The 19,631-nt window shown below is 53.7% G+C and carries 25 protein-coding genes; 12 read left to right on the forward strand and 13 right to left on the reverse strand.

Annotation, left to right across the window (positions count from 1 at the left end; all coding sequences use genetic code 11):
- Nucleotides 1-447: 447 nt before the first annotated feature.
- From ACVDG4_RS21105 to gdhA, 6 genes are all read right to left on the reverse strand, one after another.
- Nucleotides 448-1,533 (reverse strand): AI-2E family transporter, encoded by a 1,086-nt coding sequence (locus tag ACVDG4_RS21105; RefSeq protein ID WP_447236554.1) that lies wholly within the window; start codon nt 1,531-1,533, stop codon nt 448-450.
- Nucleotides 1,520-1,939 (reverse strand): hypothetical protein, encoded by a 420-nt coding sequence (locus ACVDG4_RS21110; protein ID WP_447236555.1) that lies wholly within the window; start codon nt 1,937-1,939, stop codon nt 1,520-1,522. Before ACVDG4_RS21110 ends, ACVDG4_RS21105 begins: the two co-directional genes overlap by 14 nt.
- Nucleotides 1,940-1,941: 2 nt before the next feature.
- Nucleotides 1,942-2,286 (reverse strand): ElaB/YgaM/YqjD family protein, encoded by a 345-nt coding sequence (locus ACVDG4_RS21115; protein ID WP_306150467.1) that lies wholly within the window; start codon nt 2,284-2,286, stop codon nt 1,942-1,944.
- 183 nt (nt 2,287-2,469) lie between these two features.
- Nucleotides 2,470-2,730 (reverse strand): DUF7218 family protein, encoded by a 261-nt coding sequence (locus ACVDG4_RS21120; RefSeq protein WP_447236556.1) that lies wholly within the window; start codon nt 2,728-2,730, stop codon nt 2,470-2,472.
- Nucleotides 2,727-2,972 (reverse strand): hypervirulence associated TUDOR domain-containing protein, encoded by a 246-nt coding sequence (locus ACVDG4_RS21125; protein ID WP_447236557.1) that lies wholly within the window; start codon nt 2,970-2,972, stop codon nt 2,727-2,729. The genes ACVDG4_RS21120 and ACVDG4_RS21125 overlap by 4 nt, the downstream gene beginning before the upstream one ends.
- A gap of 34 nt (nt 2,973-3,006) precedes the next feature.
- On the reverse strand, nt 3,007-4,350 hold the full coding sequence (gene gdhA / locus ACVDG4_RS21130) for an NADP-specific glutamate dehydrogenase (protein ID WP_447236558.1): 1,344 nt from the start codon (nt 4,348-4,350) through the stop codon (nt 3,007-3,009).
- A 231-nt stretch (nt 4,351-4,581) separates the two neighbouring features.
- Here gdhA and ACVDG4_RS21135 point away from each other — a divergent pair, with 231 nt between their 5' ends.
- The 3 genes from ACVDG4_RS21135 to ACVDG4_RS21145 all read left to right on the forward strand — a co-directional run bounded on the left by ACVDG4_RS21135 (nt 4,582) and on the right by ACVDG4_RS21145 (nt 5,635).
- Nucleotides 4,582-4,767 (forward strand): hypothetical protein, encoded by a 186-nt coding sequence (locus ACVDG4_RS21135; RefSeq protein ID WP_133952502.1) that lies wholly within the window; start codon nt 4,582-4,584, stop codon nt 4,765-4,767.
- A gap of 54 nt (nt 4,768-4,821) precedes the next feature.
- On the forward strand, nt 4,822-5,331 hold the full coding sequence (locus ACVDG4_RS21140; RefSeq protein ID WP_447236559.1) for a Dps family protein: 510 nt from the start codon (nt 4,822-4,824) through the stop codon (nt 5,329-5,331).
- Nucleotides 5,332-5,428: 97 nt separating this feature from the next.
- Nucleotides 5,429-5,635, forward strand: coding sequence for a hypothetical protein (locus tag ACVDG4_RS21145; RefSeq protein WP_447236560.1), 207 nt, complete (start codon nt 5,429-5,431; stop codon nt 5,633-5,635).
- Between the two features lie 50 nt (nt 5,636-5,685).
- Here the strand turns inward: ACVDG4_RS21145 and ACVDG4_RS21150 are convergent, their stop codons facing one another.
- The gene (locus tag ACVDG4_RS21150; protein ID WP_447236561.1) at nt 5,686-7,488 is read right to left on the reverse strand and encodes a sensor histidine kinase; all 1,803 of its coding nucleotides are present in this window, start codon (nt 7,486-7,488) and stop codon (nt 5,686-5,688) included.
- A 172-nt stretch (nt 7,489-7,660) separates the two neighbouring features.
- Here ACVDG4_RS21150 and ACVDG4_RS21155 point away from each other — a divergent pair, with 172 nt between their 5' ends.
- Complete coding sequence (locus tag ACVDG4_RS21155) at nt 7,661-7,858, forward strand: CsbD family protein (RefSeq protein WP_008189145.1); 198 nt, start codon at nt 7,661-7,663, stop codon at nt 7,856-7,858.
- Nucleotides 7,859-7,911: 53 nt separating this feature from the next.
- Here the strand turns inward: ACVDG4_RS21155 and ACVDG4_RS21160 are convergent, their stop codons facing one another.
- The gene (locus ACVDG4_RS21160; RefSeq protein WP_447236562.1) at nt 7,912-8,715 is read right to left on the reverse strand and encodes a response regulator; all 804 of its coding nucleotides are present in this window, start codon (nt 8,713-8,715) and stop codon (nt 7,912-7,914) included.
- Nucleotides 8,716-8,894: 179 nt separating this feature from the next.
- Here ACVDG4_RS21160 and ACVDG4_RS21165 point away from each other — a divergent pair, with 179 nt between their 5' ends.
- The 4 genes from ACVDG4_RS21165 to ACVDG4_RS21180 are packed head-to-tail and all read left to right on the forward strand — an operon-like array spanning nt 8,895 to nt 11,929.
- Nucleotides 8,895-9,116 (forward strand): NepR family anti-sigma factor, encoded by a 222-nt coding sequence (locus ACVDG4_RS21165; RefSeq protein ID WP_133952498.1) that lies wholly within the window; start codon nt 8,895-8,897, stop codon nt 9,114-9,116.
- Nucleotides 9,113-9,673, forward strand: a complete 561-nt coding sequence (locus ACVDG4_RS21170) for a sigma-70 family RNA polymerase sigma factor (protein ID WP_447236563.1) — start codon at nt 9,113-9,115, stop codon at nt 9,671-9,673. The genes ACVDG4_RS21165 and ACVDG4_RS21170 overlap by 4 nt, the downstream gene beginning before the upstream one ends.
- Before the next feature lie 46 nt (nt 9,674-9,719).
- Nucleotides 9,720-10,601 carry a formate/nitrite transporter family protein gene (locus tag ACVDG4_RS21175; RefSeq protein ID WP_447236564.1) on the forward strand — a complete coding sequence of 294 codons (882 nt, stop codon included), beginning with the start codon at nt 9,720-9,722 and terminating at the stop codon, nt 10,599-10,601.
- A gap of 17 nt (nt 10,602-10,618) precedes the next feature.
- Nucleotides 10,619-11,929, forward strand: a complete 1,311-nt coding sequence (locus tag ACVDG4_RS21180) for a DUF2254 domain-containing protein (RefSeq protein ID WP_447236565.1) — start codon at nt 10,619-10,621, stop codon at nt 11,927-11,929.
- Between the two features lie 40 nt (nt 11,930-11,969).
- Here the strand turns inward: ACVDG4_RS21180 and ACVDG4_RS21185 are convergent, their stop codons facing one another.
- On the reverse strand, nt 11,970-12,140 hold the full coding sequence (locus ACVDG4_RS21185; RefSeq protein ID WP_409686767.1) for a DUF1328 domain-containing protein: 171 nt from the start codon (nt 12,138-12,140) through the stop codon (nt 11,970-11,972).
- 184 nt (nt 12,141-12,324) lie between these two features.
- Here ACVDG4_RS21185 and ACVDG4_RS21190 point away from each other — a divergent pair, with 184 nt between their 5' ends.
- The 4 genes from ACVDG4_RS21190 (at nt 12,325) to ACVDG4_RS21205 (ending at nt 15,921) form a co-directional block, all read left to right on the forward strand.
- Nucleotides 12,325-12,510, forward strand: a complete 186-nt coding sequence (locus tag ACVDG4_RS21190; protein WP_447236566.1) for a PLD nuclease N-terminal domain-containing protein — start codon at nt 12,325-12,327, stop codon at nt 12,508-12,510.
- A 109-nt stretch (nt 12,511-12,619) separates the two neighbouring features.
- Nucleotides 12,620-13,534 (forward strand): PRC-barrel domain-containing protein, encoded by a 915-nt coding sequence (locus ACVDG4_RS21195; protein WP_447236567.1) that lies wholly within the window; start codon nt 12,620-12,622, stop codon nt 13,532-13,534.
- A 320-nt stretch (nt 13,535-13,854) separates the two neighbouring features.
- On the forward strand, nt 13,855-14,766 hold the full coding sequence (locus ACVDG4_RS21200) for a YihY/virulence factor BrkB family protein (protein ID WP_409686773.1): 912 nt from the start codon (nt 13,855-13,857) through the stop codon (nt 14,764-14,766).
- 510 nt (nt 14,767-15,276) lie between these two features.
- On the forward strand, nt 15,277-15,921 hold the full coding sequence (locus ACVDG4_RS21205) for a hypothetical protein (protein WP_447236568.1): 645 nt from the start codon (nt 15,277-15,279) through the stop codon (nt 15,919-15,921).
- A gap of 379 nt (nt 15,922-16,300) precedes the next feature.
- Here ACVDG4_RS21205 and ACVDG4_RS21210 read toward each other — a convergent pair whose 3' ends face one another.
- Genes ACVDG4_RS21210 through ACVDG4_RS21225 form a run of 4 tightly spaced genes read right to left on the reverse strand, consistent with a single transcriptional unit; the run spans nt 16,301 to nt 19,629 of the window.
- On the reverse strand, nt 16,301-17,455 hold the full coding sequence (locus ACVDG4_RS21210) for an HlyD family secretion protein (RefSeq protein ID WP_447236569.1): 1,155 nt from the start codon (nt 17,453-17,455) through the stop codon (nt 16,301-16,303).
- Complete coding sequence (locus ACVDG4_RS21215; protein WP_447236570.1) at nt 17,452-17,694, reverse strand: DUF3302 domain-containing protein; 243 nt, start codon at nt 17,692-17,694, stop codon at nt 17,452-17,454. The genes ACVDG4_RS21210 and ACVDG4_RS21215 overlap by 4 nt, the downstream gene beginning before the upstream one ends.
- A 28-nt stretch (nt 17,695-17,722) precedes the next feature.
- Nucleotides 17,723-18,736, reverse strand: coding sequence for a formylglycine-generating enzyme family protein (locus tag ACVDG4_RS21220; RefSeq protein ID WP_447236571.1), 1,014 nt, complete (start codon nt 18,734-18,736; stop codon nt 17,723-17,725).
- Between the two features lie 11 nt (nt 18,737-18,747).
- On the reverse strand, nt 18,748-19,629 hold the full coding sequence (locus tag ACVDG4_RS21225) for a tyrosine-protein phosphatase (RefSeq protein ID WP_447236572.1): 882 nt from the start codon (nt 19,627-19,629) through the stop codon (nt 18,748-18,750).
- Nucleotides 19,630-19,631 lie beyond the last annotated feature (2 nt).

Genomic DNA, 19,631 nt, shown 5'->3' on the forward strand with positions numbered 1-19,631 from the left:
CACTTATGGCGTGTCAGAGTGACCTGAGTGAAACTTTTTCTTAAGTTGTGCGTTTACTAAGCGGAGGTAGTGATATGATTACTTTTCGCAAGCGAGTTCTTACGCTCAGTACACCTGTAATTATCGCGGGAACTCTATTCACCAGTGCTCTTGCCGCTACAGAATATTTGTATGAGGACGAGGGTGTCGATACAAAGCCAGTTACGGCAGTTGCCGAGGTGCAAGACACGTTCTCTAGCGGGAAAGGTGACTTGAAGATTTCCCTCGACGATGTTCACAAACGCCCGGTCCGCTGTGTGTCCAGCATGCAGCAGACAACATGTACCGGCTGGCCGCTTGCAAATGGTATGATTGCGCTAAACTCAGATTGATTTGCGTGCACACCGCATAAAAACAGCTGCCCGGAAAAGTCCGGGCGGCTTTTTTTTCATCGCAACGACCCGCCCGTCAATCAGACGGATCATTCGAAATTTCATATAGCGTTACCCCTGCCAAAAGGGCTGGAACGGCAATGAAACCACCGATTGGACCCCAAAGCCAAATCCAAAATGCGATTGTCAAGAATACGAGAAATGGGTTGAGCGTCATTGTCCGGCCGAGAACCGTTGGCGTGACGAACTGCGCCTCAAAAAGATTGAGGAGCAGATAAACCAGTGGCGGCAGGAGAATTTCCGGAATTGAGTTGCCGATCGACAGCCCCACACCTGTCATGATCAGCACCATGATGGCCGGGCCGATGTAAATTACATAGTTAAGCACACCTGCCAAAACGCCCCACAAGATCGGTGACGGCACACCGATCAGCCAAAGAGCCGCTGAAACGGCGGCAGCCAGACCGACATTCACGCAAGTAATGGACAACAGGTAAGTCGAGAGCCGCTTTTCGATCCGTTGAAACGCAATTGCCATGCGATATCGTTTTGTTGCCGGAGTTGACCAATCGACAGTCGATCGGAAAACTCGCGGCCGGGTCAGGACGAAGAAATAAAGGCTGGCGAGAAACAATATTATCTGCGCCATGAATGTCGGGGCGAAGTAGAAAACGCTCTCCACCGGCGACGTTTCATCGACGCTAACCTGCATGTTTCCGGATTGGCCCATCGCATTGCGGAGTTCTTCCTGCAGACTGCTGATGGATGCAAACAATCCCTGCCAGGAAACGAGCTGGCTTTGCAGTTTGGCCCAGATCAACGGCAGTTTATCGAGCCAGTCAGACAACGGTACCATAAATGCTGCGCCGGCGGTCGTGATGAGCAAGATAAACAAAACCACCATTAAGGCCGCCGACACCCATGACGGTATGCCAAGACGGCCAAGACGATCCGCCGCAGGTCCGAACAAGGAACCGACCACGATCGACAAACAGACCGGCGCAAGGATGACCTTGCCCACATCCAGCGCAAACACAAGAGCCAGACACGCAAGTATGACAAGGGACATACGCGTGGCTGGATCTGCAATCCCAACTGGTGAGGCTGATACATTTGCGTGAGCTTCGGGTGGAGCGTGGTGTGCCATATCAGGTCCCGTCATCTCCGCCGCCCCGCGCTGCAAAAAACGCAAGTCCGCCCAATGCGGCAAGGGCGATGATGCTCTTTCGATTGGTCAGTTGTGGGAGGACTGAAACTGCTGCTGCTATGGCCAGCCTTTGAGCCGCGCGGCGTTTCGCGCTGCGCCGTTCATCGATTTTCTTCAAGACCGCTAAAACAATGAGAAGGCCGAGACCGACGCCAATCATTCCCAGGGCGATGACCAAAGCAGCGCCCAAGGCTCCGAGCTGTTCAGAAAGATAAATGCCAAGTGCTGCAAGACCTGCCAGATAGGCTGTGCCAAAAGACGCGGCAGCAATCGCGATTAAAACGATGTTGCGCTTCGTCCGGCGAACCATCCCGCGCAGATCGCGGGATGCCGCCGAGACGGCAAGGGGGACGGATTGCATGATCAGCGGCGGATCAAAGCAGCAATCAAGAAACCGACGCCGGCTGCAATTCCGAGGGACTGCAAGGGATGCCGGCGGACTTCATCGGTCAGGGCCCGCTCGTAGGATTTCAGTTCACGGGTCAGATCATCGAGCGCGTCCTGCGACATTTGCGTTAGATCTTCACCTGCCGCGGTCGCACGCGATTTGTATTCCTGGCTTTTGCCAGACCCGTAATTTTTGAGTGAGCCGGCAAGCGCGGCAATGTCCTCGCGGATGCGCTGAATGTCGGCTTCAATATCACTGGCATTCACCGCGTCATTTGCAGCTTTGGTCGAAGAAGTGGAAGTGCTTTTGGCAGTTGCCATGAAATGCCTCCAATTAGCTCCGGAAAACCCGGGGAATGTCCCCGAACCGCCGGTAGGAAATGTTGTGTTCAAGCAGCTCCATGCTGCTCGATTGGGGCTGGAGCGCATAGGTCCAACCCTCTGTAAACTTGGAGGTCAGACAAAAGTTCCCGGCACTTAGGAAAATTCAACTGGAAACATCAATCAGTCCCGAAGGGCGCCAATCAATTCGTCTTTAGACATTTCTGATCGGCCTTCGATTTCCAGTTCTCTCGCCCGCTCGTAGAGCTCTTCCTTGGTCCAATCCTCATAGGGTGGCTGTGACCCACCCTTTTCAGAAGGCGATTGGTTTTCATTCGCCTGTGCGTTGGCGATACGAGCCGCTTTTGACTTTCCGTAGCCCTCACGCCGCAATGCGTCATAGGTTTCTTCGTCCTTAATGCTCGGGCGATCCTTGCTGCTCATTTTCCATCTCCTTTCTTGATCAGCGTCAGTTCACTCGCGGATTTGAGAACCCTGTCGCCATCATCCTGTCGCAGCGTGTAAGCGGGGTCTTCAGGGGTCGCGCGCCGCTTCACATCCGTGCCCTTGATGTTGAGACAGATGTCCTCCGTGTGCGTGTCGACCACCGTGGCCTCACCCGTACCCTCACCCCAGTCCCAAGCGACCCGGTCTCCCTTGCTGAACGGTTCGTGCTTTTCAGTCATTGTTTTTCACTCTCCTTTTCACGGCCGCACCGGGTCAGAAACTTCCGAATGAATGAAACGCATGTGCGACACGTTTGAATGCAGCCAAATTGGCTCCGTCGACGTAGCTGAGCTGCTTTTTGCCCGTATCTGCAGAAACGATCTCGCCGTGGATTTTTTTCATGATGTCCCGAAGCTCCTGGTCGACCTTTTCCGCACTCCAGCTTTGCCGCATCGCATTTTGGCTCTGCTCCAAACCACTGACTGCGACACCACCCGCGTTTGCTGCCTTGCCTGGTGCGTGGAGGATGCCTTTTTGTCGGAAGATCTCCGAAGCTTTTGCAGTCAAAGGCATGTTGGCGCCTTCGCAGACGGCTGAAACGCCGGCCTCTACGAGTGTTTTGGCCGCCTCTTCGTCCAACTCGTTCTGTGTTGCGCAGGGCATGGCAATGTCGCATTCAAGGTTCCAAGGTGTTTTGCCTTTGTGGAACTTGCCAATAGACAGATCCGACAAGCGTCCACCCTTGCCTTTGAGGGTTTTGACCTTGCCGAGATCTTTTTTTGTCAGGCCGTCCTTGAATTCCAGCACCCCATCGGAGTCGCTCACACTCAATACCGTGGCGTCCATATCGATGGCCTTTTCCGCAGCATGAAGCGCGACGTTGCCAGAGCCGCTGATGGCTATCCTCTTGCCCTCGATTTCCATATCGTTGTGGGACAGCATCTCACAGCAAAAGTAGACACAGCCGTAGCCGGTCGCTTCCGTTCGAACAGCGCTGCCGCCGAAATTGCAGCCTTTCCCAGTCAAAGCGCCATGCCATGTGTTGGAAAGGCGGAGATAGTGGCCGTAGAGCAGGCTAATTTCCCGTTGACCTACGCCGATATCGCCCGCCGGCACATCGATGTCCGGGCCGATGTGACGTGATAGCTCCGTCATGAAGGACTGGCAGAAACGTTCGATTTCGGCCGGGCTTTTTCCTTTAGGGTCGAAGTTTGAGCCACCCTTCGCCCCACCCATTGGCAGACCGGTCAAGGCGTTCTTAAAAATCTGCTCGTAGCCGAGAAACTTCAGAATACTTTCCGTAACGCTCGGCGCGAACCGCAATCCGCCCTTATAGGGGCCGAGAATATGAGAAAACTGGACACGCCAGCCTTTGTTATGCTGGAGCACGCCTTTGTCATCGCGCCAACAAACGCGGAACGAAATCACGCGATCCGGTTCCGCGAGCCGCTGAAAAATTCGTGATTTTCGAAAGTCTTTTTGCTTTCCGTACCAGTCACCGATGGACTGAGCCATCTCGTCTATAGCCTGCAGAAACTCTGGCTGGTCAGGATTTGCGCTAGTAATTTCATCTAATAAATCATCAATCACACTGTTTTTCGTCAATCTAACCTCCATGCGTTCAAATATAAGAACGCGCGAAGTTGTTTCCGGTTCCGTATCTCCATTAAATGAGACGGCGTCTATGTTATGTAATTCGCATCTTAAGCCGTCTTCTTTCGATGCGAACTAGCTATATTTTTTCACATGAATTCAAAAACACTTCAGATTTTTTCTGGAACGCTTTTCGTATCTTTGCATTTACACCCCGAGCCCGTTCTAGAAACTCACGCTTAGGAGGTGATCGAAATGGTCACAGAACACACGAAGCGAACTGCAGAAGAAGCCCGTCAGGGTGAACGCGGGCGGCCGGTCGTAAAAGTACTCGCCGCAAGCCTGTTCCTGGCTGTTGTGACGTTTGCCGGACTTGGAATTCTTCAGACCGCAGGTGTGGTCCCGACAATCGGTGCCATTGAGTCGCCCGAAAAATACTAACGCAAAGAACCGCTGCGACCTTGTTTAGAGAACTGAAATTAAAAAGGAAATCTAATGTCTAACGTATTGAAGGTTGAAACACCGAAAAGCAAACCCATCAAAACCGGCGTTTCCGCTGATGTACGCGCTCAACTTGCAAAACATTTGTCGGTGATGCTGGCGGAGACATACATGCTGACGGTGAAGTCTCACCTGTATCACTGGAACGTTGTCGGCCCGCTCTTCAAGTCGATCCACGACCTGACGGAAGAGCATTATGAAGACATGTTTGCGGCCACCGATGAGCTTGCGGAACGCATTCGAGCCCTTGGGCACCGCGCACCGGTAAACGTTCAGGATGGGAAACTAAATCTCACCATCCAGTTGCCATCAGGTGGCATGCCAGACGCCCATGACATGATTGCCGACCTTGTCGAGAGCCATGAAACGATCTCCGCGGAGATGCGGGACATGGCGACTTACGCCGGCGACAACGGTGATGTTGTCACTGAAGATCTTTTGACGGAGCGGATCACGTTCCACGAAAAGGCCGCTTGGATGCTGAGGGCACTTATCACCGAATAAGCTGTGCGGTCAGATAGAACGAATAAAAACCCTGCCGCCATCCGTTTTCCGGGTGGCGGCAGGCCCGGTTTAGAACTGCAAACAAGTGTGCGATGTTATGAATTCAGTTCCCCAACGTTTCGCCGGTTTCCGGTCTGTCGAAGGCCTTCTGAACGATCCGGGATTGAACCGTGCGCAAAAGAAATCAGCCCTGTTGTCTTGGCGGACCAGACTGCTGCAATCCCCCAATGTGACTGAAGGTGCTGCAGACCGTCAGGCAAAGCTGCACGATATTGAAGACGCGCTTCAGCGGCTGAAGACGTAGGTTTGTAAATCGGCCCGAGCCGTTAGCGTCAGCATAATCGGCTCGTTGCTTCAATTGACAAGTTGTTTGGCAGGGAAGGTGATAGTGCATTTTACACCATCCGGTGCAAACTCGACTTTAACTTCCCCATCCAGCGCAGGCCCAACGAGTTGTTCCAGCAGCATACGGCCGAACCCATTCCGCTTTGGGGGCACGACTTCCGGGCCGCCAGTCTCTTCCCATTTGAGTTCGACCACACCCTCATTTTCAGCCCAGGTTACTTTCAGCTTCCCATCCAGCACGGACAATGCTCCGTATTTCGCAGCATTTGTGGTTAGTTCGTGCAGGGCCAATCCCAGATTTTGAGCCGCATCTGCAGTAATGGATTTTCCAGGCCCTTCAAGAATGATTTGCGGGCTTTGCGGATCTATGGATTGAGAAAGATGCGCGACAATCAATTCTTTAACATCCGCTCCGTACCAGGACTGCGAAACCAATAGATCGTGGCTTGCTGCCATGGCCTGAAGGCGCGCAGAGAACACTTCGACGAATTCGTCAGGATTATCGGATCTCGCGGCAGTTTGCCGGGCCATTGCCTGAATGACGGCAAGCAGGTTCTTGGACCGGTGAGTCAACTCCCGCATGACCAAGTGCATTTGGCGTTCATTGTCCCTTTTGTAGGTGAGGTCGACCGCTGTGCCGATCACGCCCGTTATTGTTCCTTCTGCATCCCGCGCCGGATCGAAGCGCACATTGTAAAACTTCGCGGTTCCGTCCATCGCGATATCAACTTCAACAACGGCGCTTTCTCCGGTTTCCAGCACCTTTTTCTTGACCGGAATCAGTTTGAGCTGATCGTCTTCGTTGAAGATCTCGTCATCTGTCTTGCCGATGAAAACGTCTTCTTTCAATCCGTTCGGTGGATTGACCATATGAACATACTTGAGGTCGCGATCCTGCTCGAACACGGTGATGATTGAGCCATCCAAGGCTGTTTCGAACCGTTTGTTCGCTTCCGCCAATTGCGCGGCCATGGACGCAAGCCGGATCTCGTAAAAATTCTTCTCTGTCATGTCCACGGCCGTGCACAACACGCCGTCTACTTTGCCGTCCTCACCATAGGTTGGGTGGACGATCAGGTCGAAGTAAAGGGGCTCAGTGTCTTCCCGCTCTATGCCGATATAGGTCGAAGACGGTTCGCCTGTTTCAACGACCCGGCGTTTCACGGGCACGACTTGGTCGGCAGCTGCATCCGGCAACACATCAACATCTGATTTGCCAAGAATTTCGGATTTCTCAAGCCCGAAACGCGGATTGTGGATCCATGTATACTTGAGGTCCCGGTCTTGAGAAAAAACCGAGATATTACTTCCGGTAAGTGCCGTTTCGAAGAGTTCGTTGGTTCGGGCAAGCTCAGCCTTAGTCCGGCCGACGGCTGTGTTGAGCGCGCGGTTTTCTTTTGCGAGCAGTTCGTTTGCTTGTTCCAGCAGTTTGACCGAGGGCATGTCGATCAACTGGCTCAGCAAACGCCACACTACAAATGCTGTCGCTACCGAAATGATGGCTGTTGTCGCTTTTATGAGACCTTGAGCGCCATAGGCCGGAACCCAAAGCGTTGCCAAAGCGGTGAGATGTGTCAGTGCGCAGGCCAAGATAAACGCAACGAAGAGATAGGCGGTTTTTCGCGGTGTTCCCGTGATATCCGGCCGTTGCCGCAAGAACGTCAAAATCGCCATTGGAATAGCGATATAGGCCAAGGCGATCAGACCATCGGAAATCGCATGCAGTGCGACCAGGTCAGGCCGCCATAAGAGGCAATATCCATGAGGCATGAAGGATGCGGCCCCAATGAGATAGTTGATGATGTCCTGCATGTCGGGCTTCCGTTTTGTTCACCGGATGTTTCTGGAGCGCCGGCTTGTGAACTTTCTGATCTACACCGGCCGCAGCCATGTGCTGTTTTGGAGCAGTTGGCAGATTTCTTCGGGAACCAACCAAGCTGAAATTCGTTTTCTAGTTGTCTGACACCAAAAGGAGTTTCAAAAGATGAACTGGGATCAAATCGAAGGCAATTGGAAAGAATTTAAAGGGAAGGCTCAAGCTCAGTGGGGCAAGTTGACCGATGACGAGATTGACCGGGTTGACGGCCGTCGAACCGAATTGGCAGGTCTGATTCAGCAAAAGTATGGCAAAACACGGGAAGAGGCTGAGCGCGAAGTCGACCAATGGATGTCCAAGCACTGAGCCCTTCGACAAGGCGGGGACACTCCCCGCCTTTGTCTTCCATAATTTCCGCCCTACGCTGCAACCGCATCTGTTCCTTTGAAAAACAGCGCCTGGCTGATGCCCGCTTTCACGGTATTGGGGTTAAACGGCTTGGTAATGAGGAACGTCGGCTCCGGCCGCTCTCCGGTCAACAGGCGTTCCGGGAACGATGTAATGAAGATAACCGGGACCGACATATCGCCCAGGATGGCCTTAACCGCATCAATTCCGGACGAGCCATCCGCCAACTGAATATCGGCAAGCACCAACCCCGGAGCGTTGGCCTTCGCTGCCTTTATGGCGTCGTCTGCGGTCCGCGAGACACCTTGGACAGTGTGGCCTAGCGACTCAACGATCTGGGTGAGATCCATCGAGATCAAAGGCTCGTCCTCAATAATCAGGACATTTGTTTTCGTTTGACGATCAATTTCAGCTACGGCGTCTTTGATCAGTTCAGTGACCTCTTCCGGGCTTTTCTGAATAATCCGCGCGGCTTCGGGCACCGAGAAACCCTCGAGTGTCGTCAATAACAAGGTCTGCCGGCTTTCCGGCGCCATGCTGGCAAGGCGCTGTTGTGCGGTCTGTTCAAAAATTGATGCCGCGCCGTCTGTGGTTGGGGGCGGAACGACAGACGCATTCCAAAGAACATGGAACAGCCTGTAGAGGCCAATCTTCACGCCATCGCCTGTATCGATGATGCTTTGTTCCGAAACCAATGCCTGCAAGCATGCGCGAACATAAGCATCTCCGCTTTGCTGGGTTCCTGCGAGCGCGCGAGCATAGCGGCGCAGGTAGGGAAGCAAAGGTGCAATATCTTGAGAAAGACTCGTGGCCATTCATTTTTTCCTTAATGAAATGCCGCATCTGCGCGGCCATCCAGATGACGTGGACCGTCCCCTTAACCAGAAAATGCGCTAGGCAAAAAAAAGTTCCAGCCAGATGGAACTTTTTTTTGCCTGACACGTTTCTGATACAATTCACATGCCACTGAAGCTGCAAATATCGGGAATTAGCCATGCCAACCAAAAACTTACCGGATCAGGCGATTGCCGGCTCTGGTATCATCCGGCCGAACATGGGCGCAAAGACCAAGGAAGACTGGATCGGTAATCAGCTGAAACAGGTCTACGATGAAGCCCTTTCCGAAGACGTTCCCGATGACATGCTTGAGCTCCTATCCGCGCTTGATGATGCCGATCAGTCTGATGGCAACTCCGGTGGGGAGGCGCAGGGATGAACAATGCAAAGTTCAAACAGGACCTGGTTGACACCATTCCGCGCCTGAGAGCGTTTGCCCGTTCCATCAGTGGCAACCGGGACCGCGCAGACGACCTCGTCCAAGAAACTCTGGCCAAAGCGATTGCCAATAAAAACAAATTCACCGAAGGCACGAACCTGACGGCTTGGCTGATTACCATCCTGCGCAACCAGTATTATTCGGTTGGCCGGAAAATGCAGCGTGAGGTCGCTGATCCCGATGGAGAACATGCCGCAAGCCTTGAATCAAAGCCGCAGCAGGCAGGCCATTTGGAGATGAAGGACTTCCTGAGTGCACTGCAGGTCCTGCCCGATGATCAGCGCGAGGCCCTCATTCTGATTGGGGCAAGCGGCTTCTCATATGAAGAAGCGGCGGACATCTTGGGTGTGAAGCCAGGCACAGTCAAAAGCCGGGTCTCACGGGCACGTGCTCGGTTAGAGGAATTGATGAGCGGTCAGGAGAGCTTTGAGCGCTCGGAGCTCGCGGTCGCTGAATCTGCCGAACTGATCCAAAACGCTCTCTCGGCCCAACCCTAACTTCAAAAAATTCTCTCAACTTCGCGCTACGGACAGGAGGAAAGCTATGGCTCGCCAACCGGAGCGTGTTGCCGGCGAAAAGGCAGACAATAAAAGCCCGATTACCGAAGAGAGGCTCGACAACGAAGGCACGCGGCTCACCTCGGACGATCTTGCCGAGGTAGATGACCGCCTTCGTTTGAAAGCCGCCGTTGTTTACGAAATTATCCGGCAAGAAGGCGAAGAAGAGCTCGCCCGCGGACCGAAAAGTCTGTGGTGGTCGGGCATTGCAGCTGGACTTTCGATCGGGTTTTCCGTGCTCGGCGAAGCGTTGTTCCGAGCCTATCTGCCTGATTCTCCTTGGCGCCATTTGGTCGAAAATCTCGGGTATGGCGTTGGATTTCTAATCGTTATCCTTGCCAGACAGCAACTCTTTACCGAAAACACGCTAACTGCGGTCCTACCGGCAATCAGCACAGGCAAACGTCACACCTATCTGTGCGTTGCTCGTCTGTGGGCCATCGTTTTCTGTGCGAACATGATCGGGACCTCTGTCTTCGGATCCGCGATCGCAAGCGGCTTTTTTCTGCCGCCCGAGGTTTATGACGCGGTTGGATCTCTTTCCATACACATGATGGAAATCCCGCACCATGAAATGTTCCTGCGTGGCATACTGGCTGGGTGGATTGTCGCGACCTTGGTCTGGTTGCTGCCAAGCGCTGAAAACTCGCAGGTCGCCATCATCCTTCTCATGGCATGGCTGATCGCAGCTCTTGATCTTACACACGTGGTCGCCGGATCGGTGGAGGCAGTGTTTGCCGTCTGGATCGGTCATTCCAGTGTTTTGGATGTTGCAGCTTTCCTGTTCCCGACGCTCTTGGGTAACATCGTTGGTGGAACAGCGCTCTTTGCCTTGATTGCGCATGCGCAGGTCCGAAAAGAAATCTGACATCAGGAGCACACGGATTGGCGCTTGCCTACCAGAATAACGCGAAGGAGCAGGCGCTTTACCGCCTGATCAAAGGGTTTCTTTTCATACCGGTCTGCATTGCGCTTCTTGGCGCAGTGCTTGCCCCAATTACTTTGTTTATCGACGATAACGAACTGCTTGCCAAAGTGTTCAATAGTCTCCGGTACAATACACTGAGTGTCGAAGGTGCGCGGAGCGTTCTTTCGACGATTGCCGGCGCGATGATGTCGGTCATCAGTTTGGTCTATTCGCTGACCCTGGTGGTCTTCACTCTGGCGGCCGGCAACATTGCCCCTCGTTTGCTGGAGACCTTTGCCAGCAACCGCACAACCCAGATCACCATCGGTCTTCTGGGCGCCACCTTTTTGTACGCCTTGCTTGTACTATTCGTTGTCGAGGACGGGAAAGAAGTTCGATTTTCCGTTGGCGTGTCAATTTTCTTGGCGGCGGCGAGCTTTTTCTGGCTGGTTTATTTTGTAAACGACGTGGCGGGCCGCATCCGGGTAGATGCCGAGATTGGGCGTATTCAAACGTCGTTGCGCCAGTCCATTGACGCTCTTCTTGCCCATGAGCCACCTGAAAAACCGTCAGACCGTCAGGAAATCCCGGACTTACCGGTAACCAAGGTGCACGGTAAACGAAGCGGTTATGTGACTGCGATTGACATCGATTATCTGATTAAAACAGCCAAGCATTACGATGGGTTCATTGAGGTGCTTGTGACGCCCGGAGCATTTGTGATCGAGGGCATGCCGATCGCCGAGGTGAGATGTCAGGAGGACGGCTGTGACACCGATCCCGTTCTTTTGGCGTTTCAATTCGCCAAAGCCCGGGCCCCGGAGGGAGATATTCAGTTCTCAGTTCATTTGTTGGTGGAAATTGGCCTTAGGGCGTTGTCTCCCGGCATCAATGATTCCTACACGGCAATCAGCGCGATCGACCACTTGTCGGCGAGTTTTGCGCGTATCTTGCAACGCGGTGCGCCAAGTTCCCTTTTATGCGATGAGGATGGCGCTTCGCGTGTGTGGCTGGATCTGATTTCCGTGAAGGACATCCTGCACACTGCGATGGCCCCGCTGCGCCAATGCGCAAGATCCAACGTACTGGTTCTGGACCATCTCATTTCAGCGCTTGGGAAAATGGCTATCGTCTGCCGTCCAGAGCACAAGGCTCTGATCAAACGCCAACTCTATGACATTGCCCGGGATGCAAATCTTGAGTTGAACAGCCCTGCCGATAGATCCCAGATTGCAACCAGTCTCTGGCGAGCACAGCAGCTCAGTCAGAGTGTTTCACGAAGATCATAAATGGCACAAAAAAAGGGCGCCATTGGCGCCCAGTTTCTGATTATACCCTTCTTCCGCGAACCACGTGCATGATCGCGGAGATCAAAAATAGTGCGATCGCGACAAAGAAAATCAGTTTTGCAATTGATACCGCAGTACCGGCAATACCGCCGAAGCCAAGTACTGCTGCAACAAGTGCAACGACGAGAAACATAAGTGCCCAAGAAAGCATTGTATCCTCCTGTTTGAGTAACAGGTCTTCAACGCTCGGGAATGAATTCAGTTCCATTTCTTCTTTCGAAATTTGTTCCCATCTTGCTCAAACCGCTTCGGAGATTCCTTTCCAACAACAGGTGTAATGGAACCAAAACCTCTATCGGACCGTTTCCAAGATGACAGAACAAGGAGTTTCAATCATGGAATATGGTCTTCTCGGTTTGCTGGTCCTGATCGCGAACATTTATGCGATTATAAAAATCATTCAGAGCGGCGCTTCTACCGGCGCAAAGATCCTTTGGATCCTGGGCATCCTTATCTTCCCTGTGGTGTGTTTCATTGTCTGGCTGCTTGCCGGGCCCCGGGGCAGCGGACAGCTTGCTTAATTAGAAAACGCGCCTGACCGGCGCGTTTTTTTTGGAACCATCCCCAACTGATGATGTTTACGAGATGCCAATCACGGCCACCTGATTTTTACAAGCGAAGGAGAAGACTATGATCCGCAACCTTCTTGCCTCTACAGCTGTTCTGGCCATTCTGACTACGCCAGCATTGGCTCAGGACACCGGTACTACTTCAAAGGATTTTCAAAACGACCGCGTTATTTATGAGTTTGACGTGTCGACAGTGAAGCCGGACACGGCAACAGGCTTTCTCGCCTCCAACATGATTGGTAAATCGGTCTTGAACACCTCCACTGGTGAGGCGACTGAAATTGGCACCGTGAACGACCTGGTCTTGAGCCGTGATGGGGCGATCCGAGCGGCAATTGTCGGAGTTGGCGGGTTTCTCGGTCTCGGCGAAAAAGATGTCGCGATCGACTATGATCGCCTGTCTTTCACAGCAAGATCAGACGGTGAGTTTGACGTTGTCAGCGATGTAACCCGAGCAGAGCTGGAAAACGCCAATGGTTTTGAACGCCCGGATTATATTCCGGACTGGATGACGGTTTCTGCGGTTCAGACCGAGATCGACAAAATTTCCGAGAGCGCAAAACAGACCTATGAAACGGTCCGGACCGAGGCGATTGATCCGGCGAAAAAACGGCTCAACGAAACGATTGCCTCATGGACGGCTGAAAAGACCCGTGTCCAGAGCGCCACGGTGTCATCTGAAGCCTTGATCGGATCCTCTGTTCATTCCAGCGCTGATGCGAACATCGGTGAGATATCGCAGGTGCTTTTGAACGAAGACGGCAAGGCTGAAGCTGTTGTTATCGACGTTGGTGGCTTTCTGGGATTCAACGAGAAACCTGTTGCCGTGTCTTATGACAGCCTTCAGATGTATGAAACTGAAAACGGCGCGCTTTTGGTCGTGGCACCGTTCACCAAATCTGAGCTTGAGAACGCCAAGGCTTTTGAACCCGCCGCCTACAAGAAAAATCCCGACGCTGTAACGCTGAACGGATAACCAAGATTACTAGCGAAAGAGCGGGCCGCAAAGCGGCCCGTTTTTCGTTTGTGTTCCTAAATATACCGTCGAAAATCCTGTTGAGCGTTACCTCAAGTCGATATGCAAACAAACGCTTAAACTTGCTGGCTGCTCTAGGCCGGAGGAGTGCTGGTCACGTGAATAGAAATCATCGCCAATCGGTCAGCCAGGATTCTGGGTCCAGAAATTGTTTTTGCGGAACGAAAGTGCTCCGTCAGCGTTCCATGCATATGAACAATTGCGATCAAACCCATCGCTCAGAGCGCGGAAGCTGCGCGCGCTCGGTACGAGACATGCCGTTGAAAGGCTGGTTTGACATTCTTCGGCGGACCTTCGCTCAGGTTCAAGCTGACAATGTATTTCTGATCTCTGCAGGCGTTGCCTTCTTCTTTTTGCTGGCTCTGGCTCCAGCCTTGACGGCTTTTTCGGCGATTGCCAACCTCCTGATCCCGCAAGCGGCCGTGCAGGACCTTGTAAACGAGGTTGGAGCGATCCTGCCTGAGAGTTCCAGCCAGCTCATCAAAGACCAACTTGAAACTGTATTGGATGAACATGAACGGCAGACGGCTCTGACGTTGAAAGCTGTCTTTGGCTTGGCCCTTTCATTCTGGGCGGCGGCGGCCGCTGTGCGGGCGATGATGACGGCAATCACCGTCGCCTACCGGGAGGATGAGGAGCGGTCGCTTTGGGAGTTCCACCTCACGGCACTTGGTTTGACGATCGCGGCATTGCTGATTGGTTTGGTGGCTGTAATTGCGTTTCTTGCGCTGCCAGTTGCCTTATCGCTGTTGCCGCTGTCAGGAAGCAGTGAGTTAATTGCGCGTTTCTTACGCTGGCCGTTGCTGATCGTTGCGGTCATTGCCGGCCTGTCGATCACCTACCGGTTTGCCCCGTCGCGCCGGCAGGCAAAAGCACGTTGGGTCACGGTTGGCGCTGTCGCAGCCGCGGTGATGTGGATTGCCGGCTCTTTGCTCTTTACGACCTATGTCGAGAAAATCGCCAATTACGAAGAGGTTCACGGCGCACTGTCGTCAATCGTCGTTCTCTTGCTGTGGTTCTGGTTTTCCGCAGTGGTCGCCATCTTTGGAGCCGAACTCAATGCCGAGCTGGAACACCAGACGAGCGTTGACACCACAGTCGGCAAGGACCGCCCGATGGGCGAACGCGGCGCATACGTGGCCGACCACATGGCATTGGATCACGAGGCGTGAGGGTTGTTTCCGTTTCCGATAATTGATCGGCCCACTAAGTGATGACGTGTGATACTAATGGCCCTGGCTGACATGAAATGGCAACGAGCTTCGGTTCTGAGCGATCGCAGTTTGCTTACCCTGTGATTATCAGAGCGCAGATTTGGAGTGAAAATTCACCACGGCACACTGTAAGTCATTGAAATAATTGGTGACCCCGACAGGATTCGAACCTGTGACCCTCAGATTAGGAAGCAGGGCCAGTTTGTTGAACTGACTGGAGTTTTTTGCAAAACGGCTTCGTTTGCGCCCAAACGATATCAATACGTTAGTTCAGCGCTTGCAAACTGTTTCCTCCAAAAATTCTGTGAGGTTTAAATGCCTCTTCTATAGCAGAATGACATTCTTTTCGCGCACAAGGCTTTGGGGCTTATGCCTGACCTTTCTGCTGCAACACGTCGGGTCGCCGCGGCAATTGTCGATCATTTCAACAAGCGGACCGGTCAGTGTGACCCCAGAATTTGGAGGCTCATGAAGCTTCTAAAAATCAGCCGCGCAGCTGTGATCAGGGCGACAAACGAGCTCGACGAGTTGGGTTTGATCGAAAAGAAAAGCCATGGCGGCAAATCTCACCGAACAGCCTACTCGCCCAATTGGCCAGTGTTTAGAGCTTTTGTTGACGACTGGGACGCTGGAATGAAATCAGGAGAAGGGCCTGCGCATACGTTTGAAACAGTCTCAGAATTGATACCTTCAAAGTCTCAATCTTGCGACCTTGGGGGTCTCAGAAATGAGACCCAAACCCATCGAAAGAACCCTTCAAAGAAACCCATCGAACACTGCCGTGTTGATAAGCCTAGCACAAGCAATCCCGACCTGAGCAAGACGAAAGACCCCAAAGGGCTTTTGAAAAAGGAACAAAAGGGAACACAGCAATTCATATCACTACCACCTCAAGGAAGACAGTCTCTCACGCGTTCTGAAGTTGCCAGAGATAAGGCGCAACAACGCTGGGAAGGAGACATCATGAAACAGCGGGAAGCACAAAAGGTGGCAATTGTAGAATGGCTGACGGCGGACCGGATGGACAAGGTCACAGACGCAGAGATTGGTCAACCTGGTGGCGGGTTGATATTCATTCTGGGTGAGATGAGCCGAGGAACAAGCCGTGCCTAAGCGCGGGTCCTTTCAAAGCATTTGTCTTCCTACGGGGTCATTCGCCACCGTGGGAAACTCAAGCAAGCGGCGGCTGGCGACATGTCAGGATCATAGTCAGGGTCATGTTTGCCCCCAGTCTCTCCCCCCTTCCGTCAGGGTCCTTTCAGGAGCATTTGGTCCTAGGGAGTATTCTGGCCCCGGAACATGCGGACACACGGGGATTTTGGAACCGCTTTAGGTTTTTCTATGTTTATGTTTTGACGGATCTGTGTTGTCCGGATTTCCCTGCCAACCGGCTTCAAAACCAAAAAGTTTTTGTGGTATCTGTGAACATCAGGTGGCCGACCCCGCTCTGTCTCCGCCTAATACAAACGAAACGTTTGGCACCACATCTCATCTAATTCGGACGCAAATAATTCAACCAGGCATCCATTCGGATCATCACCTTGCGGATCAAGTGTGTTGCGCCCGCCGTTTGCGTATAGATCGCTGCGGTCCCGCCAATCCCGCCGGGCATCGCTGCAAAGCCACCACTACTGTCGTCAATTTGAAGCACCACGCCCATTGTTTCGTTCGGTCCATGATGGGGAGCAAGGGATGGCAGGATCCCGTTTGGCGGCAATTGGCCCGCTGCGGTGATCCTCACAAGTGACTCCACCTGCGCGGTAAACACCTTGCCAGGAAGGTAGGCAAACGTGACTTCAGCCGGTTGGTTTGGTTCAATGAACCGGACACGCGTTTGCGGGATGGAGGCAACAACCCGGCCCGTCGCCACCGGTGCAAATGCCATCCAGGACCGGAGCGGCAGGTTGCTGACCCTTTGACCCGGACGCAAGGTCAACGCGAGGACATACCCATCTGCCGGCGCTCTGACCACAGTTTCGCGCAAATCGAATTCCGCCCGGCGCAGATCTGCTTCCAGGCGTGCAACTGTTGTGTTTTGACCATCAATTTCAGAGGCAAAGGCGAGACGCGCCTGCTCTGCTGTCGCCGCGGCACGGGTCAGCGAGGCTTCGGACGCAAGATAGGTAAGCCGGAGTTGTTCCACGTCGCTTTCCGAAAACGGCGTACTCTGGCGGCCCAAAGCTGTCGCATTCTCGTTGGCCGTGCGCAGCCTATCAAACTCGTCCTTGGCCCGATCCCGATTTGCAGTAGCCTCTGACACCGACGCTTCGGCAGCCCTGAAATTTGCCTCAAGTTGCGGAACCGCTTGTTCCGCTTCTGCAAGCGCAGCCCGGCTGCGGGAAACCGCCGCTTCGAACGGTTCTGGATCAATCTTGAATAGGGCCGTTCCTTCTTCCACCAGCATCAGCGGTTGAACTGGCACCTCGGTCACTTCCCCGGAGACGTTGGGCACAATTTCGATGACCGACGTATAGGAGCGGATGGGCCCGCTGGGGGCCCCCCATTGCATGGGAATGAACAGCACCACCAGCAGCAAAACCAGCCACAGAACAGGCGAGATCTTCCAGAAAGTGGTGAGCCGGATGACACCGGCCTTGATGAGACCGAACAGAACAGCACAGTAACAAAGGGTCAGGAAAACAATCATGCGTTACCCTCCGCACCGCTGTTCTGGACTGGCTCCTCACCGTCTGTGTAGGCCCAGATGAAGGCAATGGGCATCAAAAGGCCAAGGGTAAGCGCGCCCCAATAGCCGCACATCGCCACGGCCTCCGCACGCCGGTGCCCCCGCCGTTTTGCGATTTTTCCGGGCCAGACAGCAAGAAACAACCATCCACCGATGAGCGTTGCCAGCAACACCAGCAGCACGATCAGTGCGAAAATCATGAGAGGATCCAAAACTGCCTCCAGTTAGTTAGTTCACACCGTCACGCGCGATCCGAAAGCCGATGTGATTGGAGCCAAGGCTCCGCTCCGCCGGTTGACGCGCTGAGGGTCGGTACCGAAAACAATACGAGGGTGCACAGAGCCAGGACCCGCCCTTGACCACATGCCGGGCGCCAACTGCCGAATTGGCAAATTGCTCTGCGAGCGTCTTGGACGGGCCGCCCGGGTTGGTTTGATCCTTGGTCGGATGGCCAGGGATCCACCAGTCGGACACGTATTCCCAGACATTTCCGGCCATGTCGTACAATCCATACCCGTTGGGCGCATAGGAACCGACAGGCGCACTGCCGTGATGACCGTCTTCCGCGGTGTCAACACTTGGAAAGACGCCCTGCCAGGTGTTTGCCTTCCAGCCTTCTGATGGGTCGTAATCCTCGCCCCAAGAGAACTGGGCACCATCCAGCCCGCCGCGTGCTGCAAACTCCCACTCGGCTTCTGTCGGAAGCCGGCCACCTGCCCAGGCCGCATAAGCCTTTGCATCCTCGATCGACACCTGAACGACGGGATGGTTTTCAAGGCCTTCTATCGAGCTTTCGGGGCCACGGGGATGCCGCCATTGAGCACCTGGCACATAGCGCCACCATAAATTGATGTCATTCAGCGCAACAGCTTCTTTTGGCTGGGCGAACACCATAGACCCTGCTTTCAGAAGGTCCGGGGGAAGGTCCGGGTAGTCCGCCGGATCCAGGTCCTTCTCGGCCGTCGTTACATAACCGGTCGCTTCCACAAACGCTGCGAACTCGGCGTTTGTCACTTCCGTCTTTTGAATGGAATACGGCCGCAAGGTGACCTGGCGGACCGGCGCCTCTTCCCGGTAGTGCTTGCCCGACCCCATGGCGAAGGTTCCCCCTTCAAGGCCCGCAAATCCATGACTTTCGGCAAGCGCAACCGTTACTCCAGTAGGAACATGAGTCGCAAAAATCAGAGCAGCCATAAGGCCAAGACAAACCAAAGGAATGGTATGCGTTTCAATCCGGAACATAAGATCCCTTCTTAATCCACGAGCAACGACCGCAAGTGGTCCAGGTCATCGTCCGATTGATTGAGACCTTTTCCAATGTAGGCTTTGAGGCTGCCATACCGTTTTTCGGCCTCACTGCGCGACGCATCAATGTAGGACGGCTCCAGGACATAAAATGCCTCGATTGCGGCATCGTTCTTGGCTCTTTCACTTGTCGGCATCTCGATGTCCATCGCAAGCGATTTCAAATGTTCGATGCGCGGGATGACTTCGACCGCTCGGGTTTCGTTGGACCGCAGGTAGTCTTCTTGGACCGTTTCCCAGGGAACACCAAGCGCGGTCAGGATCAAAGCAGCCGCGGTGCCCGTCCGATGGACCCCATGAGAGCAATGAAAGACCACCGGGTAATTCGCTTCGTCAGCCAGGATGTCAAAAAGAGCAGCATATTGGTCATCGGCCAGCCCATTCACGAGCTCTCCGTGTATCTGGGGATTGAACTCGGGCGGAAACCGCCTGAAGTCTCCGGTCTTTCGCGCCTCAATCAGCATGTTTGCCGCATCTGGATTGCCGCCGATATCTCCAGTGATCGGCAGACTGATCTCCCAAACGCCAGCGGGCAACCGGTCGGGTCCACGATATTCGATCTCACCTTCCGTCAGGAAGTTGACGACGGTTTTCACGCCAAGGTCCTTGAGGGTCTCAAGATCGGCATCGGTTGTGCGTGGCAGCTCACCTGACCGAAAAACCAGACCGGTACGAAGGGTCTGTCCATCGGACGTTTGGTATCCTCCAAGGTCTCGGAAGTTTGGCTGACCTTCAAGGCCGTGCTTGAGAGCAGGTTCAGCTGATGCGACGCTACAAGCAACAAGTAATACGACCGGAAGAGCCGACCATGCGCGCTTTAAAGTCATCATCT

This window comes from Roseibium sp. MB-4 (assembly GCF_053005265.1).

What these genes read in the sequence shown, in the direction of transcription:
- ACVDG4_RS21220 (WP_447236571.1), bottom strand. Translation starts at nt 18,736, where the DNA reads ATGTTCCGGATTGAAACGCATACCATTCCTTTGGTTTGTCTTGGCCTT.
- ACVDG4_RS21190 (WP_447236566.1), top strand. Translation starts at nt 12,325, where the DNA reads ATGGAATATGGTCTTCTCGGTTTGCTGGTCCTGATCGCGAACATTTAT.
- ACVDG4_RS21135 (WP_133952502.1), top strand. Translation starts at nt 4,582, where the DNA reads ATGGTCACAGAACACACGAAGCGAACTGCAGAAGAAGCCCGTCAGGGT.
- ACVDG4_RS21195 (WP_447236567.1), top strand. Translation starts at nt 12,620, where the DNA reads ATGATCCGCAACCTTCTTGCCTCTACAGCTGTTCTGGCCATTCTGACT.
- ACVDG4_RS21170 (WP_447236563.1), top strand. Translation starts at nt 9,113, where the DNA reads ATGAACAATGCAAAGTTCAAACAGGACCTGGTTGACACCATTCCGCGC.
- ACVDG4_RS21210 (WP_447236569.1), bottom strand. Translation starts at nt 17,455, where the DNA reads ATGATTGTTTTCCTGACCCTTTGTTACTGTGCTGTTCTGTTCGGTCTC.
- ACVDG4_RS21205 (WP_447236568.1), top strand. Translation starts at nt 15,277, where the DNA reads ATGAAGCTTCTAAAAATCAGCCGCGCAGCTGTGATCAGGGCGACAAAC.
- ACVDG4_RS21215 (WP_447236570.1), bottom strand. Translation starts at nt 17,694, where the DNA reads ATGATTTTCGCACTGATCGTGCTGCTGGTGTTGCTGGCAACGCTCATC.
- ACVDG4_RS21160 (WP_447236562.1), bottom strand. Translation starts at nt 8,715, where the DNA reads ATGGCCACGAGTCTTTCTCAAGATATTGCACCTTTGCTTCCCTACCTG.
- ACVDG4_RS21185 (WP_409686767.1), bottom strand. Translation starts at nt 12,140, where the DNA reads ATGCTTTCTTGGGCACTTATGTTTCTCGTCGTTGCACTTGTTGCAGCA.
- ACVDG4_RS21155 (WP_008189145.1), top strand. Translation starts at nt 7,661, where the DNA reads ATGAACTGGGATCAAATCGAAGGCAATTGGAAAGAATTTAAAGGGAAG.
- ACVDG4_RS21105 (WP_447236554.1), bottom strand. Translation starts at nt 1,533, where the DNA reads ATGACGGGACCTGATATGGCACACCACGCTCCACCCGAAGCTCACGCA.
- ACVDG4_RS21225 (WP_447236572.1), bottom strand. Translation starts at nt 19,629, where the DNA reads ATGATGACTTTAAAGCGCGCATGGTCGGCTCTTCCGGTCGTATTACTT.
- gdhA (WP_447236558.1), bottom strand. Translation starts at nt 4,350, where the DNA reads ATGGAGGTTAGATTGACGAAAAACAGTGTGATTGATGATTTATTAGAT.
- ACVDG4_RS21150 (WP_447236561.1), bottom strand. Translation starts at nt 7,488, where the DNA reads ATGCAGGACATCATCAACTATCTCATTGGGGCCGCATCCTTCATGCCT.
- ACVDG4_RS21110 (WP_447236555.1), bottom strand. Translation starts at nt 1,939, where the DNA reads ATGCAATCCGTCCCCCTTGCCGTCTCGGCGGCATCCCGCGATCTGCGC.
- ACVDG4_RS21120 (WP_447236556.1), bottom strand. Translation starts at nt 2,730, where the DNA reads ATGAGCAGCAAGGATCGCCCGAGCATTAAGGACGAAGAAACCTATGAC.
- ACVDG4_RS21175 (WP_447236564.1), top strand. Translation starts at nt 9,720, where the DNA reads ATGGCTCGCCAACCGGAGCGTGTTGCCGGCGAAAAGGCAGACAATAAA.
- ACVDG4_RS21125 (WP_447236557.1), bottom strand. Translation starts at nt 2,972, where the DNA reads ATGACTGAAAAGCACGAACCGTTCAGCAAGGGAGACCGGGTCGCTTGG.
- ACVDG4_RS21140 (WP_447236559.1), top strand. Translation starts at nt 4,822, where the DNA reads ATGTCTAACGTATTGAAGGTTGAAACACCGAAAAGCAAACCCATCAAA.
- ACVDG4_RS21165 (WP_133952498.1), top strand. Translation starts at nt 8,895, where the DNA reads ATGCCAACCAAAAACTTACCGGATCAGGCGATTGCCGGCTCTGGTATC.
- ACVDG4_RS21115 (WP_306150467.1), bottom strand. Translation starts at nt 2,286, where the DNA reads ATGGCAACTGCCAAAAGCACTTCCACTTCTTCGACCAAAGCTGCAAAT.
- ACVDG4_RS21145 (WP_447236560.1), top strand. Translation starts at nt 5,429, where the DNA reads ATGAATTCAGTTCCCCAACGTTTCGCCGGTTTCCGGTCTGTCGAAGGC.